General features: G+C 70.5%; 16 protein-coding genes. 4 read left to right on the top strand and 12 right to left on the bottom strand.

What is annotated here, in order from left to right; all coding sequences use genetic code 11:
• Position 1: 1 nt before the first annotated feature.
• From L3i22_RS04640 to nfi, 11 genes are all read right to left on the bottom strand, one after another.
• Complete coding sequence (locus L3i22_RS04640) at positions 2-1,858, bottom strand: LpqB family beta-propeller domain-containing protein (protein WP_221325764.1); 1,857 nt, start codon at positions 1,856-1,858, stop codon at positions 2-4.
• On the bottom strand, positions 1,858-3,504 hold the full coding sequence (gene mtrB / locus L3i22_RS04635) for an MtrAB system histidine kinase MtrB (RefSeq protein ID WP_255657945.1): 1,647 nt from the start codon (positions 3,502-3,504) through the stop codon (positions 1,858-1,860). Before mtrB ends, L3i22_RS04640 begins: the two co-directional genes overlap by 1 nt.
• A gap of 29 nt (positions 3,505-3,533) precedes the next feature.
• On the bottom strand, positions 3,534-4,223 hold the full coding sequence (mtrA, locus tag L3i22_RS04630) for an MtrAB system response regulator MtrA (RefSeq protein WP_089293161.1): 690 nt from the start codon (positions 4,221-4,223) through the stop codon (positions 3,534-3,536).
• A gap of 201 nt (positions 4,224-4,424) precedes the next feature.
• Positions 4,425-4,628: a DUF397 domain-containing protein gene (locus L3i22_RS04625; protein WP_221325763.1), complete on the bottom strand. Its 204-nt coding sequence runs from the start codon at positions 4,626-4,628 to the stop codon at positions 4,425-4,427.
• Between the two features lie 53 nt (positions 4,629-4,681).
• Entirely contained in the window at positions 4,682-5,530 is an 849-nt protein-coding gene (locus tag L3i22_RS04620) for a helix-turn-helix transcriptional regulator (RefSeq protein WP_221325762.1), read from the bottom strand.
• A gap of 997 nt (positions 5,531-6,527) precedes the next feature.
• Positions 6,528-7,712 (bottom strand): mannose-6-phosphate isomerase, class I, encoded by a 1,185-nt coding sequence (gene manA, locus L3i22_RS04615; protein WP_370644368.1) that lies wholly within the window; start codon positions 7,710-7,712, stop codon positions 6,528-6,530.
• 20 nt (positions 7,713-7,732) lie between these two features.
• Positions 7,733-8,695: a cation diffusion facilitator family transporter gene (locus L3i22_RS04610; RefSeq protein ID WP_221325761.1), complete on the bottom strand. Its 963-nt coding sequence runs from the start codon at positions 8,693-8,695 to the stop codon at positions 7,733-7,735.
• Positions 8,692-9,915, bottom strand: a complete 1,224-nt coding sequence (locus L3i22_RS04605; protein WP_255657944.1) for an SIS domain-containing protein — start codon at positions 9,913-9,915, stop codon at positions 8,692-8,694. The genes L3i22_RS04610 and L3i22_RS04605 overlap by 4 nt, the downstream gene beginning before the upstream one ends.
• The gene (locus L3i22_RS04600) at positions 9,915-10,115 is read right to left on the bottom strand and encodes a Trm112 family protein (protein ID WP_221325760.1); all 201 of its coding nucleotides are present in this window, start codon (positions 10,113-10,115) and stop codon (positions 9,915-9,917) included. The genes L3i22_RS04605 and L3i22_RS04600 overlap by 1 nt, the downstream gene beginning before the upstream one ends.
• 80 nt (positions 10,116-10,195) lie before the next feature.
• Complete coding sequence (locus tag L3i22_RS04595; protein ID WP_221325759.1) at positions 10,196-11,575, bottom strand: phosphomannomutase/phosphoglucomutase; 1,380 nt, start codon at positions 11,573-11,575, stop codon at positions 10,196-10,198.
• Positions 11,576-11,663: 88 nt separating this feature from the next.
• Positions 11,664-12,317, bottom strand: coding sequence for a deoxyribonuclease V (gene nfi, locus L3i22_RS04590; protein ID WP_221325758.1), 654 nt, complete (start codon positions 12,315-12,317; stop codon positions 11,664-11,666).
• A 72-nt stretch (positions 12,318-12,389) separates the two neighbouring features.
• Here nfi and L3i22_RS04585 point away from each other — a divergent pair, with 72 nt between their 5' ends.
• From L3i22_RS04585 to L3i22_RS04575, 3 genes are read left to right on the top strand one after another with little or no spacing between them, the layout of a single operon-like run.
• Positions 12,390-13,640, top strand: a complete 1,251-nt coding sequence (locus tag L3i22_RS04585) for a GAF domain-containing protein (protein ID WP_221325757.1) — start codon at positions 12,390-12,392, stop codon at positions 13,638-13,640.
• Between the two features lie 33 nt (positions 13,641-13,673).
• Positions 13,674-15,197 carry an aldehyde dehydrogenase gene (gene adh, locus L3i22_RS04580; protein ID WP_221325756.1) on the top strand — a complete coding sequence of 508 codons (1,524 nt, stop codon included), beginning with the start codon at positions 13,674-13,676 and terminating at the stop codon, positions 15,195-15,197.
• A gap of 3 nt (positions 15,198-15,200) precedes the next feature.
• Complete coding sequence (locus L3i22_RS04575) at positions 15,201-15,575, top strand: DUF779 domain-containing protein (RefSeq protein ID WP_221325755.1); 375 nt, start codon at positions 15,201-15,203, stop codon at positions 15,573-15,575.
• A 77-nt stretch (positions 15,576-15,652) separates the two neighbouring features.
• Here the strand turns inward: L3i22_RS04575 and L3i22_RS04570 are convergent, their stop codons facing one another.
• Positions 15,653-16,156, bottom strand: coding sequence for a GNAT family N-acetyltransferase (locus L3i22_RS04570; RefSeq protein ID WP_255657943.1), 504 nt, complete (start codon positions 16,154-16,156; stop codon positions 15,653-15,655).
• Between the two features lie 269 nt (positions 16,157-16,425).
• Here L3i22_RS04570 and L3i22_RS04565 point away from each other — a divergent pair, with 269 nt between their 5' ends.
• Entirely contained in the window at positions 16,426-17,274 is an 849-nt protein-coding gene (locus L3i22_RS04565) for a polysaccharide deacetylase family protein (protein ID WP_221325753.1), read from the top strand.
• The last annotated feature ends 41 nt before the right edge of the window (positions 17,275-17,315 follow it).

The raw sequence follows: 17,315 nt of genomic DNA, 5'->3' as shown, positions 1-17,315 counted from the left end.
CTCATTCCAGGTAGAAGGGGGCGGTCGGGACCGCGTCGGCGGCCGGGTCGGGGGCCTGGCCGGCCACCTGATCCGCGCCGATCGCCTTGGGCCCGGCGAGCGCCTCCCAGGCCTTGCCCTCGTACGAGTACGACACGAACCGCGAGTACGCCCGGCCGGTGTTCGGGTTCGAGGTGAGCGGGTTCGCCGGGTACACGGTCAGCGACTCCACCGGCTTGTCGCCGAGGTCGGCCAGCCGCCCGGTCTGCAGCGCGCCGTCGATCGACACGTCCACGATCGTCGTCCGCTTGTCCGAGGAGCGGACACCGGCCACGGTCAGCCAGCCCTCGCTGTTGAAGCCGACCGCGGTCACCGACAGCAGCGCGGCCGGCCGGATCTGCTGCGGGCTGTCCAGTGCCGGGGTGTCCCCGCTGGTGGTGAGCGCCGCGCGGTACAGCTTGCCGTCGACCACCAGGAGCACCCGGCGGCCGTCCGGCGCCACCGCGAGCGCGCTGATCGTGGTGCCCGGCCCGGTCCACGGGATCGGCTGGGCCGGGCCCTTCTTCGGGCCGAAGGAGTAGAGCTTGCCGCCCGCGGTGATCAGGCCGATCGCGCCGTCGGCCTGGTCCGGCTCGGTGATCGCCCAGGCCGGCGTGCCGAGCGTGCCGGACAGCCCGCTGATCGGCTGCAGCGCGGCCTGCGCCCCGGTCGCGGCGGAGGCCACCCGGAGCACGTCCGACTTGCCGCCGGCCCGGGTCACCACGGCCGCGAAGGTGTGCGAGGTGGAGGCGCTCATCGCGGCGAGCCGGACGTCCTTGTTCTGCTCCGGCTCCAGCACCGGCACCTGGGCGGGCGCGTTGGCCGACCCGGAGATCCGGCGGATCTTGCCGGCGTAGACCACGAACCGCTCGGGGTCCGCGTCCAGCTGGGCGCCGGGGTTGCTGGCGACGTAGTCCTCACCCGAGTACGACCCGGCGACCTGCAGGCCGACCTTGAGCACCAGCTGGGTGGTGGAGGGCAGCAGCGGCCGCAGCGACCACTGGATCTGCTGGCGCAGCCGGCTCAGCGGCAGCGCCGAGTCGGTCGCCGGCAGCGCCTGCGTGCTCAGCGTGATCTGCAGCTTGTTGTCGCTGACCTCGACCACCTTGCCGATCAGCGTGGTGCCGTCGGCCAGGTCGGAGACCGAGAGCCAGGGGGCCGGCCCGTTCAGCAGCCAGGTCATGATCGTGGTGGGGCGCTGCTCGGCGGGCACCGTGTCCGGCATGTAGCGGACGTCCGGCACCAGCCCGGTGTAGTCGGTGTTCCAGAAGTAGATGGTGCGCTCTTCGTAGTAGCTGTTCAGCGCGTCGTCGCTGATCAGCAGGCCGGGCGGCGGGTCGGTGACGTACAGCCCGGAGCCGGACTGGCCGGCGGCGAAGCCCACTTTGATCTTGTAACTGCCCCGGCGGGCCTCGGTGGCCGGCTCCAGCAGGCCGAACTTGTCCAGCGTGCCGACCTGCTCGTAGGAGAGCTCGACCACGTCGCTGCCCGGGGTGACCAGCGGCGCCTGGGTCAGCCGGACCACCGTCAGGCCGGTGCCCTTGGGGTCGAACTTGGCCGCCACGTCCTTGGTCATGAACGTGCGCATCCGGTCGGCCGCGGAGTCCAGGTCGCCGGCCGCGACGCGCAGGTAGTTCTCCACGAACTGGGCGCGGTCGTCGGTGGCGTCCCGGGCGATCTGGCCCGGGTCCCGCTCGCCGCCGGAGGTGATCCCGGCGGACGGGCCGGCCCCGACCACTGTCACGCCGGACTCGTCCGGGATCCCGCAGCCGCCGGTCAGCAGCGCGACCAGCGCGACGGCGGCCGGCAGCACGACCGGGCGAGCGTTCCGACGGCGCATCAGCCCACCTCCGCGGTGCGGTCCCGGGGAATCAACGGCAGCGGGGCGGCGACCAGCCGGTCCCCCGCCCGGATCGGCAGCGTGAGCCGGAACTGGGAGCCCTCGCCGGGCGCGCCCCACGCCTCCAGCCAGCCGCCGTGCAGCCGGGCGTCCTCGGCGCTGATCGACAGGCCCAGGCCGGTGCCGCCGGTCTGCCGGGCCCGGGACGGGTCGGCCCGCCAGAACCGGTTGAAGACCAGGCGCTCCTCGCCGGGCTTCAGGCCGATGCCGTGGTCCCGCACGGTGATCGAGACCGCCGCGTCGTCGGTGGCCATGGTGATCTGCACCGGCCGGGCCTCGCCGTGCTCGACCGCGTTGCCGACCAGGTTGCGCAGCACCCGCTCGACCCGGCGCGGATCCACCTCGGCGATCACCGGGCCCTCGGGCAGGTGCAGTTCCAGCTCGACGCCGACCCGCTCGGCCAGGCCGGCGAGCCGCTCGGCGACCCGCTCGACGATCGGCACCAGGTCGGCGTGCTCGGAGTCGAGCGCGGCGAACCCGGCGTCGAACCGGCTGATCTCCAGCAGGTCGGTGAGCAGGCCCTCGAAGCGGTCCAGCTCGTTCTGCAGCAGCTCGGCGCTGCGCGCCACGGCCGGCTCGAAGTCCTCCCGCTCGGAGAAGATCAGGTCGGCGGCCATCCGGACCGTGGTCAGCGGGGTGCGCAGCTCGTGCGACACGTCCGAGGTGAAGCGCCGCTGCAGCCGGGACATCTCCTCCAGCCGGACGATCTGCCGCTGCAGGTTCGCCGCCATCTGGTTGAACGCGGCCGCGAGCAGGGCCAGGTCGTCCTCGCCGTCGACCTTCATCCGCTGGTCCAGCAGGCCGGCCGAGAGGCGCTGGGCGGTCCGCGCGGCGACCCGGACCGGGGTCACCACCAGCCGGGTGACCAGGCCCGCCACCACGCCCAGCAGGACCACCAGGGCCAGGCCGGTGACCAGCACGGTGTTGCGGATCTGGTTGGCGGCGCGGTCCTCGGTGGTCAGCGGGACGGCGTAGTAGAGCTCGACGTGCCCGAACTTGGCCGGCACCGGCGACCCGTACACCAGGTATTTGGTCGGATGACCCTTGAGCTCGACGGTCCGGATCTGGCTCGCCACCCGGGTGTTGTCCGCGACCGCGTGGATCATCGCCGGGGTGATCAGGTCGCGGGTGTCCATCGACGGGACGGTCTTCGGGTCGATCTCCGGGTACTGCTCCGCCCGGATCGACACCACGGTGCCGCTGTCGCCGGCCTGGTCACCGTCGTACAGCTCGTTGACGGTCTCGCTGATCGTGGTCGGCAGCTCCGGGTCGTACGCCTGCGGGTGCACGGTGAGCTGCTGCGAGGCCCAGTCGACCTTGCGCTGCAGGGACGCCGAGATCTCGTCCTGCGCGCGGTCCAGCAGGATCTTGGCGCTGCGGTCCGCGATGAACCAGCCGAACGTCCCGACCAGCAGGCTGGACGCGACCAGGGTCAGCGTGACCACGCGGACCTGCAGCGAGCGCCGCCAGGAGCGGCGCACCGGCGCGGTGTGACTCTCGAGCCGGTGCGCGACCACGCGCCAGCCGCGCCGCGTCACCCGAAGGACGCGGCGCACGGGTTGGGGAAGCCAGGCCGGTGCACGCATATCGCGGCAAGGTTAACCGCTGGTGGCGATCAGCCGGTGCCCGCCTTGTAGCCGACACCGCGGACCGTCAGGATGATCTCCGGCCGCTCGGGGTCCGGCTCGATCTTCGCCCGCAGTCGCTGCACGTGCACGTTCACCAGCCGGGTGTCCGCCGCGTGCCGGTAACCCCAGACCTGTTCGAGCAGCACCTCGCGGGTGAACACCTGGCGCGGCTTGCGGGCCAGGGCCACCAGCAGGTCGAACTCGAGCGGCGTGAGCTTGACCTCTTCGCCGTCCCGGGACACGGTGTGCGCCGGCACGTCGATGGTGATCTGGTTGCCGGGCGGGCCGATGGTCAGCATCTCGGGCGCGGCGTCCTCGCCCCGGCGCAGCCGGGCCCGCATCCGGGCGACCAGCTCCTTGGGCTTGAACGGCTTCACCACGTAGTCGTCGGCGCCGGACTCGAGGCCGAGCACCACGTCCACGGTGTCGCTCTTCGCGGTCAGCATGACGATCGGAATGCCGGACTCGGCCCGGATCGCGCGGGCGACGTCGATGCCGCTCATCCCCGGGAGCATCAGATCGAGCAGCACGATGTCCGGGCGACTTTCCCGGAAAGCGGCGAGCGCGCGTTCGCCGTCCGCCACGAACGAGGGCAGGAATCCCTCACTGCGCAGGACGATGCCGAGCATCTCGGCCAACGCGGGATCGTCGTCGACGACCAGTACCCGGGCTCTCATGCGGTCCAATATTGCACTGTCCTCCCGGCCCCCGCGCTACCCGGGGGGCGATCTTGCCCGGCAGCTTACGCGAAAAGGCACCTCGCCCAGAAGGCCATGAGCGCGGCGGAAACCCAGAGTGAGGACATGAAAACGGGCGGTCCCGGACCGGGACCGCCCGCTGCGCGCACATTCGATGTGTCAGCTGTGATGTGTCAGCTGTTACGCGCCGGGCCGGTCGAACTCTCCCGCGCGGACTCCGGCGAGAAAACCGGTCCAGTCCGGCGCGTCGAAGCTGAGCACCGGGCCGGTGGCGTCCTTGGAGTCGCGCACCAGAATCGCTGCCGGCGTGTTGGCGACCTCGACACAATGCCCAGCAGCGCCACTCCGGCTGCTCTTACGCCAAGTGATCGTGGCGTCCTGCATGGTTTCTCCCCTTCCAATGGAAATGCATCTCCATTGGACCCCACCGCGGGCGTTCACCGCGCTAAACGATCCCTCGTCTCAGCGATGACCGTTCGGCTCTCTTCTTTCGACAAAGCGCGTTCGCGCAGGTCATCGAAGGCGTCTTGGTACACTTCGATGTCCTCCGGCTTCACCCGGAAGTGACCGCCGGTCAACCCTTCAGAGTGCACGACCGGATTCCGTGTCCCGTCCGGAAACGCGAGCACCAGGAACGATTCGGTCAATCCGGCATGCGCTCCGGCGGCGAACGGCAGGATCAGCACCTCGACGCCGGGCTGCTCGGTGGCGTCGTGCAACCGGGTCAGTTGCCGGACCAGCACGTCCCGGCCGCCCACCTCGCGGCGCAGGACCCCCTCGTCCAGAACCACCCGCAGCGTGGCCGGTGGCTCCCGGGTGAAGACCCGCTGGCGGTCCATCCGCACGTTCACCCGGCGCTGGATCATCTCGCCGTCCTCGATGCCGGCGCCGGTCTCGATCACGGCGCGGGCGTACTCACTGGTCTGCAGCAAGCCCGGCATCACCTGGGCCTCCCACTGGGAGATCGAGATCGCCTCGCCCTCGAGCGCGAGATATTCGTCGTACGGCTCCGTGACGAACGAGCGGTAGGAGGTCCACCAGGCCCGGGCCCGCCCGCGCTTGGCCAGATCGTGCAGGCGACCGCGATCCTCCACGCGAACCCCGTACAGGGTAAGCAGACGGTCCAGGTCCGCCTCGGTGATCCCGGTGTGCGCCGTCTCGATCCGGCTCAGCTTCGACTCCGACCAGCCCAGCGCGGTGGCCACGTCCACCGCACGGCGCTCGCCACGGAGCCGGCGCAATTCGCCGCCGAGTTCCCGGCGCGCTGTCGATGTCGGCCTCGCCACGCAGTCACCATATCGGCGTATCAATGGCAGATTGCAACTTGCAGTGCAGATCACTGATGAATACCGGCGGCCGGTCGGTTCCGCCCGCGGGGCGTCATCATCCGCTTCTGTGACGATGACCCCGGTCGTTCCGCGCTCGCGGATACCGCGTTTCCGCAATCAATACGCTGGTGGCGGGCTTGAGGCCGGTCCGGGCAGATCACCGGTGACCGAAACTCATCGTCACGCGGTCCGCCGGAATCCATCTTGGTCAGGTGCCCACATCGTCATCCGTACAGGTGACTAGTCGACTCGGGCGCGTCGGTGGGACGCCGGCCCGCCGCGAAGGAGATTCCTCACGGCCTGCCCGACTTGGGACTTTCCCCGCCCTGCCGGCGCGGCTCGCCGCCGCCGGGGCCGCCGCACCACGCCGTGGTCCCCGGCCGCGGAACCCGGAGAGGCGCGCCGAATCAGACCCGAGAAAGCCGGAACATTCCTCGGCATCGCGTTTTTCCGGACTCCAAAACCAAACCCGGAGACAAGCAGGATTTCGTACGCCGAGAGCCGGAACGTATCCACGAACACCCGGAGCAACACCCCGCGGGAAGTCCCGCCGACCCGAGTCCGGCCATTCCCTGACGGTCTCCGGAAATCGAACATCCGGCCCGAAAGAACCCAGCGGGACAAAGACGCCCCAACCCGTCCGCGGGCCTGCCGACACCGGCGAACAACGCGCGCGGCCTGGCGGATTCTGATCACTCGCGAACCGGACCGGGATAGCGAACGGGGCGACAGGTCGAAACCCGCCGCCCCGTTCATCCCCCCGGTTTGGTACCGCGCGCGTCCGTGGGACCCCCCGATCACCAATGACGCTGCGTGGTTATAGATTCACACTCCGCACATGCCGTGTCAAGCTATTTCCAGAAATATCGGACGCGGCGCAGTCGATTTCCTCACGCACCGCAACCAGTCATCCCGGTCCGGGGGCAAAAAGCGCAAACCCCGGACAACCACAAGATCAATCCGGTACGGCGGCCACGAACAGCGTCCCGAGTCCGGCCGCCGTCAGCACCCCGGCGTCGGCCGGCGCGTACGCCGCCGTCCCCGGCCGCAGACTGACCGGGATCCCGTGCTCGTCGCCGATGTGCGTGTCCCCGGCCACCCCGAGGATGATCCGCGGCCCGGTCCCGGGCAGCTTCACCGGCGGACGGCTCTCGGTCAGCTCGACCCGGTACATCTCGAAGTCCCGGACCGGCACCCGCCACGACGTCACCCCGGGCGCCACCTCGGCCCCGCGCAGCAGCGGGTCGTCCAGCGCCTCGAACCGCAGCACCTTGAGCAGCTCGTCCACGTCCACCCGCTTGGGCGTGAGCCCGCCCCGGAGCACGTTGTCGCTGGCCGCCATCAGCTCCACGCCCAGCCCGTGCAGGTAGGCGTGCAGGTTCCCGGCCGGCATCCAGATCGCCTCGCCGGGCGCCAGGTGGACCAGGTTGAGCAGGAGCGCCACCAGCACCCCGGGGTCGCCGGGGTAGTACCCGGCCAGGTCGATCGCGAGCCGGAAGGACTCGGCGTGCGGATGCGTGTCACCGAGCTTCGTCGCGGCCGCCACCACCGCGTCGATCAGCGCCGGACGGTCCTCGGCGGGCCAGGTGAGCAGGAGCCGGACCGCCTCGGACAGGTCGCCGGCCCGCAGCACGGCCACCACCGGCGCCAGCCGCGGCAGCCCGAGCTCGCCGAGCACCAGCGCGGACACCTCGGCCGGCCGGAACCCGCAGAGCGCGTCGAACGGCGTCAGCGCGACGAGCATCTCCGGCTTGTGGTTGGCGTCCGTGTAGTTCTTCGGCAGGGCCGGGTCGGCCTCCTGCCGGGCGAACGCCTCGGCGGCGTACTTCAGGTCGGGATGCGCCTGCAGGGAGAGCGGGGCACCGGCGGCCAGCACCTTCATCAGGTACGGCAGGTGCGACCCGAACCGGTCGGCGACGGGCGTGCCGAGCTGCCCGGCCGGGTCACCGTCGATCAGGGTGGTCAGCGAGACCGGCCCCTCGGGGCCCGGCACGGTGGACGGGTCACCCGGGTGCGCGCCGAGCCACAACTCCGCCTCGGGCCCCTCGGTGGGGGTGGGGCGGCCCTGCAGCTCGGCGATCGCGGTGCGGGATCCCCAGGCGTACGGCCGGATCACTCCGGTCAGCGGGTACACGGTCATACCCGGCAAATTAGCAGTTGTCAGGCGGTGACGGGTGGCGCGGAGGTTACCGGACTGTCAGCGGACTCCCGAGCGCGGAAGATGTCCGGCTCGATGTAGATCACCCGGGCGATCGGGACCGACGCGCGGATCCGCTCCTCGGTCTCGTCGATGTGCCGGGCGACCTCGTCGGCGGTCTCCGACTTCGGCACCGCGATCTTCATGGCGACGAGCAGCTCCTCGGGGCCGAGGTGCAGCGTCTTCATGTGGATGATCTTCTCGATGCCGTCGCCGGCCAGCACGGCCTGCTCGATCTTGGTGACCGTCTCCGGGTTCGCACCCTCGCCGATCAGCAGGCTCTTGGTCTCCACCGCCAGGATGCCGGCGATCGCGACCAGCAGCACCCCGATCGACGCCGTGCCGATGCCGTCCCAGACACCGTCGCCGGTGATCAGGGTCAGGCCCACGCCGAACAGCGCGAGCACCAGGCCGAGCAGGGCGCCGGCGTCCTCCAGGAGCACCACCGGCAGCTCCGGCGCCTTGGCCCGGCGCACGAAGTCCACCCAGGAGGTCTTGCCCCGGGTGTGGTTGGACTCGGTGATCGCGGTGTAGAACGAGTACGACTCCAGGGCGATCGCGACCACCAGGACGGCGATCGGCACCCACTTCCACCCGGTGATCGGCTCCGGGTGCTGGATCTTGTGCCACGCCTCGTAGAGGGCGAACAGGCCACCGACGCTGAACAGCACGATCGACACGATGAACGCGTAGATGTAGCGCTCACGCCCGTACCCGAAGGGGTGTTCGGGGGTGGCCTTCTTCTTCGCCTGTTTGCCACCGACCAGCAGCAGCAGCTGGTTGCCGGAGTCGGCCACCGAGTGGATCGCCTCGGCCAGCATCGACGACGACCCGGTCAGAAACCAGGCGCCGAACTTGGTGACCGCAATTCCCAGGTTGGCGCTCAGCGCCGCGATGATCGCCTTGGTGCCGCCCTCGGCGCTCACTGCAGTCCCTCTGGCATCGGGTTCGACAGCTCCTTCATCTCGCTGATGGCGGGCACGGCCATCGGGTCGAGACCATGCGCCAGGGCCAGGTACAACGACGCGAAGTCGGGCACTGCCACGAGGGAGGCCAGCCGCTCCAGCGCCGAACCGCCTTCGGCGGTAAGCACGTCGCAGCGTACGCCACGTCGATCGGCGAGCGTCTGGATGGCGTCCGCCCGGCGCTCCTCGACGGCGACCGGCTCGTCGGCGTCGTCCTCCGGGTTGAGACCGCCGTCCCGGAGCACCACCAGGCGCATCCGGGTGACCGCCTCGTCCACCTCGTCCGGGTCGGCGAAGATGTCCCGGGAGCCCTCGGCGAGGCCGCCGAAGACGCCGTCGAGCAGGCCCACCCGGCCCCGGCCGGCCTCGCCCAGCGCGCCGGCCATCACCGGGTACCGCGCGTTCGCGGCGAGGGTGTCGGCGAAGCGCCGTGCGGCGACCGTGGCCAGCGGGGACGAGCCCCAGATGACCGGGACCGAGCCGGCCAGGCCGAGCGCGAGCGACTTGGCCGGGTTGACGAACGAGTCGGCGCCCGGGCGGCAGCGCTCGGCGTCCGCGTCGAGCCGGGTCGCGGTCTCGGCGATGTCCGCCTCGGTGACGTGCACCAGGCCGAGCGCGCGGCCGGCCAGCAGGACCGGGACGGCCAGGCCCCACAGGGTGGCGCGGGCCGGGGCCCGGCGCGGCACGCCGATGAACGGCGCCCGGGCGCGCTGGGCCATCGCCTCGAGCTCGGAGTCCGGGTTGCCGATGGCGACCAGGCGGGCGCCGCGACGGGCCGCCGCCTCGGCCGCGGCCAGCGCCTCGGGGCTGCGACCGGACGCGGAGACCGCGATCACCACGTCGGCCGCGCCGACCCAGCCGGGGATGCCGGCGCTGCGGTGCCCGATGATCGGGACCGGACAGCGCGGGCCGGCGACGGTGGACAGGATGTTGCCGGTCAGACCGGCGGTGCCGATGCCGGCGACCACGACGGCGCGCGGGCGGCCCTCGTCGGCGAGCATGCTCAGGTCGGTCTCGGCCGCCAGGGCGGCGGACTCCCGCACCTGGGCGCCGGCCGACGCGGTGGCCCGGAGCATCCCGCCCGGGTCGTTGGCCAGCATCGACTTCTCGTCGTTGAGCAGGGACTCGTCGGCGACGCGGTGGCCGTTGACCCCGGCGCGGCCGTCCATCGGGCTGACCATCAGTTCTCCCCCTCCGCGCCCGCGCCCGGCTCGGGCAGGCGGGCCTCGTCGAGGAGGAGGATCGGGATGTCGTCCCGGACGTCGAAGATCCGGCCGCACTCCGTGCAGGTCAGCGTCTGCCCGCCGGCGTCGTAGTCGAGCGGCGCGTGATGGGTGTCCGGGCAGGCCAGGATATCCAGCAGCTGTGGATCGAGCGCCACCGTGTCTACTCCTTCTGGAAGCGGATGCAGCCGGGGATCTCACGCGGGCGGGCACCCGCGCGAGTGTTCCCCCGGCGATCCTATCCGCGAACGATGGCGAGCACGTCGTCCCTGAGGGACGCCATCCGCGCGGCGTCCGCCGCCTCCACGTTCAACCGCAGGAGCGGCTCGGTGTTGGACGCCCGCAGGTTGAACCAGGCGCCGTCGGCGAACGAGAAGGTCAATCCGTCCAGATCGTCCACCCGGGCGTCCGGGAACGCGGCCTTCACCTCGGCGCTCTTGGCGGCGGCGTCGGCCACCGTGGAATTGATCTCACCCGAGGCGACGTACCGCTCGTACTCCGCGGCGAACTCGGACAGCGGCAGTTCCTGCCCGCCGAGCGCGGCCAGCACGTGCATCGCGGCGAGCATGCCGGTGTCGGCGAACCAGAAGTCCCGGAAGTAGTAGTGCGCCGAGTGCTCGCCGCCGAAGACCGCGTTGGTCTGCGCCATCTCGGCCTTGATGAACGAGTGGCCGACCCGGCTGCGGACCGGCTTGCCGCCGTTCTCCAGGATGATCTCCGGCACCGCGGACGAGGTGATCAGGTTGTGGATGATCGTGCTGCCCGGGAACTTGGCCAGCTCCCGGACGGCGACCAGCGCGGTGATCGCGGACGGCGAGACCGGGTCGCCCTTCTCGTCGATCACGAAGCAGCGGTCCGCGTCACCGTCGAACGCGATGCCGATGTCGGCGCCCTGCTCCCGGACCGCGTTCTGCAGGTCCACCAGGTTCTTCGGGTCCAGCGGGTTGGCCTCGTGGTTCGGGAACGAGCCGTCCAGCTCGAAGAAGAGCGGCACGATGGTCAGCGGCAGCGCCGGCAGGACCTGGTCGCCGAGCACGGCCGGGACGGTGTAGCCACCCATCCCGTTGCCGGCGTCCACGATCACCTTGAGCGGGCGGATGCCGCTCAGGTTCACCAGCGAGCGCAGGTGCGCGGCGTAGTCGCCGAGCAGGTCCCGCCGCTCCACCCGGGACTGGCCGTCGGCCTCCGCGTTCAGGTCGCGGAGCAGCTGCTGGGCCCGCTGCCGGACGATCACCAGCCCGCTGTCCTGACCGACCGGGCGGGCGCCGGCCCGGCACAGCTTGATCCCGTTGTACTGCGCCGGGTTGTGGCTGGCGGTGAACATCGCGCCGGGCAGGTTCAGCGAACCGGAGGCGTAGTAGAGCTGGTCCGTCGAGCCCAGTCCGATATTGATCACGCCGGCGCCGGCCGCGTTGACCCCTTCGGCGAACGCGGCGGCCAGACCCGGCCCGGACTCGCGCATGTCGTGCGCGACCACGATCTGGTCGGGCTGGTCGCCGGACTCACGCAGCATCTCGATGAACGCGGTGCCGATCGCCCGGGCCACCGGCTCGTTGAACTGGTCCGGAACCACTCCCCGGACGTCGTACGCCTTGATGATCTGGGACAGATCGAGCACCAGCTCACTCCTAACGAAAAAAGCCCCGTTTCGGCTGAGGCTATCGGAGCCCCGGGACCGGCAAGGTTTTATCCCCGCGACCGCGCCGTTAACTGAGAAGATCGCGACAGACCCGGTCGGCGGCCCGGGTGGTCTCCGGCAGCCGGAAGCGCGGGGCCAGCCGCAACGTCAGCGCACATGCCCGGTCCAGGTCGATCCGGTGCCCGACCGACACGAAGACCGGTTTCACCCCGGTCTGGGTGCGCAGCACCGCGCCGACCGTCTCGCCGTCGTCGATCAGCGCCGACCGGCTCCCGCGCGCCTCGCCGACCGGCTCCCAATCACCCACCAGCCTGGTCTTGCCGACCCCGAACGAGGGAAGATCGGTCAGCACGCCGAGGTGCGCGGCGAGGCCGAACCGTCGCGGGTGGGCCAGCCCGTGCCCGTCGCAGATCAGCACGTCCGGCCGCACGGTCAGCTTCGCCAGCGCCTCGAGCAGCGCCGGCACCTCGCGGAACGCGAACAGCCCCGGGACGTAGGGGAAGGCCGGCCGCCCCCGGACCACCGCGGTGTCCCGGACCGACAGGTCGGCGGTGTTCAGCACGACCACGGCCGCGCCGAGGCGGTCCCCGGAGTCGTCGTAGGCGACGTCCAGCCCGGCCACGGTCACCGGCGACGCCGGGCCCGCTTCCGCGACCACGCGGCCGCGGAGGAGGTCCTGCACGGCAAGAGCTTCTTCTTCGGTACGAGGCCACGGCTGCACGGCCGTGAGGATAGATCGTGTTGTCTCTTCTCGTGACGCGCGTCACGATGGGTGGGACTTGGAGGTGCGCCCGTGAATCCGTGGCTCGCGCTGACCCCTGGTGACGATCCCGCCGAACGGATCCGGCAGGTCGGCCGGGCCCATGAGAGGTTCGTGGCCGGCCACGAACGGCCCGATCGGATGCGCGCGGTCGTCGCCGAGTCCTGGGCCCGGTCCGCGGCCTGGATCGGGGCCGACGGCACCGCCCCGATCGACCTGTGCGACGACGAGTTGGAGGCGTACCGGTCGGCGCACCCGCTGGCCCGGGTCATGCCGCTGTTCCGGGACCTGCTCGGCGGGCTGGCCGACGACGGCGACCACATCCTGGCGGTCTGCGACGCGCACGGGCGGCTGCTCTGGGTCGAGGGCAACGCCGGCACGCTGCGCGGGGCGGCGTCGATGAACTTCGTGCCCGGCGCCCGCTGGGACGAGGCGCACGCCGGCACCAACGCGCCCGGCACCGCGCTCGCCGTCGACCACGCGCTGCAGATCTTCGCGACCGAGCACTTCAGCCGCTCGGTGCAGCGCTGGACGTGCACCGCCGCGCCGATCCACGACCCGGCCGGGCGGCTGCTCGGCGCGATCGACGTCACCGGGGGCGATCATCTCGCCAACCCGCACAGCCTGGCGCTCGTCCGGGCCACGGCATTGGCTGCCGAGACGTACCTCCGCGGTCTTGAACCTCCCCGGGACCGGCCGGCGGTCGCGGCACTCGGCCGGGACGAGGCCCTCGTCGCGTCCGGAAATATCCGGACAAGCCTCAAGCGTCGCCACTCCGAGCTGCTGGTCCTGCTCACCATGCACCCCGAGGGGCGCACCGGAGATCAGCTCGGCTTCGACCTCTACGGCGACGACGTCAACCCGGTGACAGTCCGGGCCGAATTGTCCCGGCTACGCAGAATCCTCGGCCCGGAACTGCTCGACTCGCGCCCCTATCGCCTGCGCACCCAGCCGACAACGGACTTCGAGATGGTTACAAGTCACATTAAACATGGACAAGTCGCATCAGCACTCGCCGCCTACTCCGGTCCGCTGCTGCCGACGAGCGACGCGCCCGGCATCGTCCGTCTGCGGCGGATGATCGACGACCGGCTGCGCGCCGCGATCCTCGGCACCGGCGACCGCCGCCTGCTGCAGACCTGGCTGAACAGCCCGTGGGGCGCCGACGACCTGGAGATGTGGCAGGCCTACGCGCTGCTCACGCCGGCCGACCTGATCGCCGCGCGCCGCGCCGCCGAGCTGGGCCGGGAATACGCGTGCAACGTCCGTGCAACGTTGGCGTAACTAACGTCCGCCTCATAACGAGGAGGCGAGACCGTGACCATATACACCCCGCCCGGTTCCGACGGCGCGATCGTCAGCTACCAGACCCGGTACGACCACTACATCGGTGGCGAGTACGTCCCGCCGGTCAAGGGCCAGTACTTCGAGAACCCGAGCCCGGTCACCGGCCGGACGTTCACCGAGATCGCCCGCGGCACCGCCGAGGACGTCGAGCGGGCCCTCGACGCGGCGCACGGCGCGGCCGACGCCTGGGGCCGCACCTCGCCGGCCGCCCGCGCCGACATCCTCAACAAGATCGCCGACCGGATGGAACAGAACCTGGAGAAGCTGGCCGTCGCCGAGGCCTGGGAGAACGGCAAGCCGGTCCGGGAGACCCTGGCCGCCGACATCCCGCTGGCGATCGACCACTTCCGTTACTTCGCCGGCTGCATCCGGGCCCAGGAGGGCTCCGCCGGGGAGATCGACGAGGACACCGTCGCGTACCACTTCCACGAGCCGCTGGGCGTGGTCGCGCAGATCATCCCGTGGAACTTCCCGATCCTGATGGCGGTCTGGAAGCTGGCGCCCGCGCTCGCGGCCGGCAACGCCGTGGTGCTCAAGCCGGCCGAGCAGACCCCGGCCTCGATCCACTACCTGATCTCGCTGATCGGTGACCTGCTGCCGGCCGGCGTGCTGAACATCGTGAACGGCTTCGGGGTGGAGGCCGGCAAGCCGCTGGCGAGCTCGAACCGGGTGGCCAAGGTCGCGTTCACCGGCGAGACCACCACCGGGCGGCTGATCATGCAGTACGCCTCGGAGAACCTGATCCCGGTCACCCTGGAGCTGGGCGGCAAGAGCCCGAACATCTTCTTCGACGACGTCAGTCACGCCGACGACGACTTCCTGGACAAGGCGCTCGAGGGCTTCTCGATGTTCGCGCTCAACCAGGGCGAGGTCTGCACCTGCCCGAGCCGCGCGCTGATCCAGCAGGGGCACTACAACGACTTCCTGGCCGCGGGCGTCAAGCGGGTGGAGAACCTCAAGCAGGGCAACCCGCTGGACACCGACACCCAGGTCGGCGCGCAGGCCTCCAACGACCAGCTGGAGAAGATCCTGTCGTACTTCGACATCGGTCGTCAGGAGAGCGCGAAGGTGCTGGTCGGCGGGGCACGCGCGGAGCTCGGCGGGGACCTCTCCGGCGGGTACTACGTCCAGCCGACGATCTTCGAGGGCCGCAACGGGATGCGGATCTTCCAGGAGGAGATCTTCGGGCCGGTGGTCTCGGTGACGCCGTTCGCCGACTTCGACGACGCCATCAAGATCGCCAACGACACGCTGTACGGCCTCGGCGCCGGCGTGTGGACGCGGGACGGGAACCGGGCCTACCGGGCCGGGCGCGCGATCAAGGCCGGCCGGGTCTGGACCAACTGCTACCACCTGTACCCGGCGCACGCCGCGTTCGGCGGTTACAAGCAGTCCGGGATCGGCCGGGAGAACCACAAGATGATGCTCGACCACTACCAGCAGACGAAGAACCTGCTGGTCAGCTACTCCCCCAAGGCCATGGGCTTCTTCTAGGCCATGGCTACCCGCGTCGAGGTGACTCCCGCGGCCGCCGATCTCATGCGGCGGCTGCGGGAGCAGCACGGTCCACTGATGTTCCACCAGTCCGGCGGCTGCTGCGACGGCAGCTCGCCGATGTGTTACCTGGCGGGCGAGTTCCGCACCGGGCAGTCCGACGTGCTCCTGGAGTCTCTGGCGATCGAGGGGGTGCCGGAGCCGATCACGTTCTGGATGTCGGGCGCGCAGTTCGAGCTCTGGAAGCACACCCACCTGACGGTCGACGTCGTCCCGGGACGCGGGGCCGGCTTCTCGCTGGAGGCGCCGGAGGGGTTCCGCTTCCTGATCCGATCACGCCTGCTCACCGCGGCGGAGCTCACCGAGCTCGCCCATTGACAGATCAAATTCCGGCTTCGGTACGTCGTGAAGCACGCCCGTGACTCGGCTCGGGACCCCGGGTCACGGGCGTTTGCTCACGTCGTACCCAATAAGGGGTCGGGGTCTGATCTCAGGCGGCTGAACAGGTGCGCGTCGCGCCACCGGCCGGCCCGGAACTCCACCGCCCGGAGGATGCCTTCGAGCTGGAAGCCGGCCTTGACCAGGGATTTCTGCTCAGCGACGTTCTCCGGGTGGGTGCCGGCCTGGATCCGCTCGATCGGCCAGTGCTGGAAGAGGTAGTCGCAGAGCATCGCCTGCGCCCGCCAGCCGATGCCGCGCCCGCGGAACTCCGGGAGCAGCGCGATGCCGATCTCCTGGAACGTCCCGTGCCCCGCGACGACCTTCTGCCCGTGGCTGACCATGCCCGCGGTGACGCCGTCCGCCGCCACGATCAGGATGCTCTGTCGCTCGGACAGGTAACCGTCCTCGGCGAAGCGCCGGGCCACCGCGCCGGCGTCCCGGAAGCCGCCCCAGTCCAGCCCGACCAGCCCGGGCTCGACCGCGAAACGGCGCATCAGAGTGAGATCTTCGTCACGCATCGGGTGGAGCTCGATGTCCACTGCCGGGTGAGCGACGGGGTCGCTGGGCGATTTCGGGTCGACACTCATAGTAAAAGTCTGCCTCACGCGCATTGCCATCAATTCGGCGCATTTACGGCCATGCGTACGGGGTGGCGCGGGTGCGTCAGGATACGACGACGAAAGGTGCCACGTTCGAAAATCCGTGCGAAAGATGCTTACGGGACTTGTCGGACCGCCCGTGCACGAGGCATCGTCGTCAGTCGCCGAGCATCCGGGGAGGTAAATCGATGCGGCTGTCCCACACCAGGAGGGCCCTCCTGATCAGCATGTCGCTGATCCTGGCCGGTCTGCTGGGCCAGGCGGCTGCCGCCGAGTCGTCCCACAATCCGGCGGCGGCTCCGGCGGCGATCGTGCCCAGCACGGTCCCCACCAAACTTCCAGAATCCCCCAAACCCACCAAGACCAAACCTTCTTCGCGTACGGAGAAGGCCACCGTCCCCAAGCGCAAGCCGAAGACCACCGCGCACACCGGGCCGGCCGGCAGCAAGCTCACCACCGGCAACAAGACCGTCGCGCTCACCTTCGACGACGGTCCCGACCCGGCCAACACGCCGGCGCTGCTCCGGATGCTGGCCAAGCAGAAGGTGAAAGCCACGTTCTGCCTGGTCGGTGAGAACGTGAAGCGGCACCCGGAGATGGTCCGCAAGATCGTGGCCGGTGGGCACACCCTGTGCAACCACACCTGGGACCACGACCTGAAGCTGGGCAAGAAGACCGCCGCGCAGATCCGCGCCGACCTGCGGCGCACCAACGCCGCGATCCGGGCCGCCGCGCCCGGGGCGAAGATCAAGTATTTCCGTGCGCCGGGCGGGAACTTCACGCCGGGGATCGTGACGATCGCCAAGGAACTGGGGATGACCTCGATCTACTGGAAGGTCGATCCGCGGGACTGGGAGCACGGGCGCGAGGAGTCGGACGGGTCGCACACGTCCCGGGTGATCAACGCGGTGAAGAGCCGGACCAGGGCCGGGGCGATCGTGCTGTCCCACGACTATGCGCAGCCGGACACGATCAAGGCGTACCGGGTGCTGCTGCCGTGGCTGAAGAGCCGGTTCAAGCTGGTCGCGCTGCCCTGATCGCTTCGCTGCCACCGGTCCGGCTTTCTCAGCCGGGCCGG

Origin of the sequence: Actinoplanes sp. L3-i22, from assembly GCF_019704555.1 — a bacterium.
Taxonomy (GTDB): domain Bacteria; phylum Actinomycetota; class Actinomycetes; order Mycobacteriales; family Micromonosporaceae; genus Actinoplanes.
This window is presented reverse-complemented; position numbering and strand designations above follow the sequence as displayed.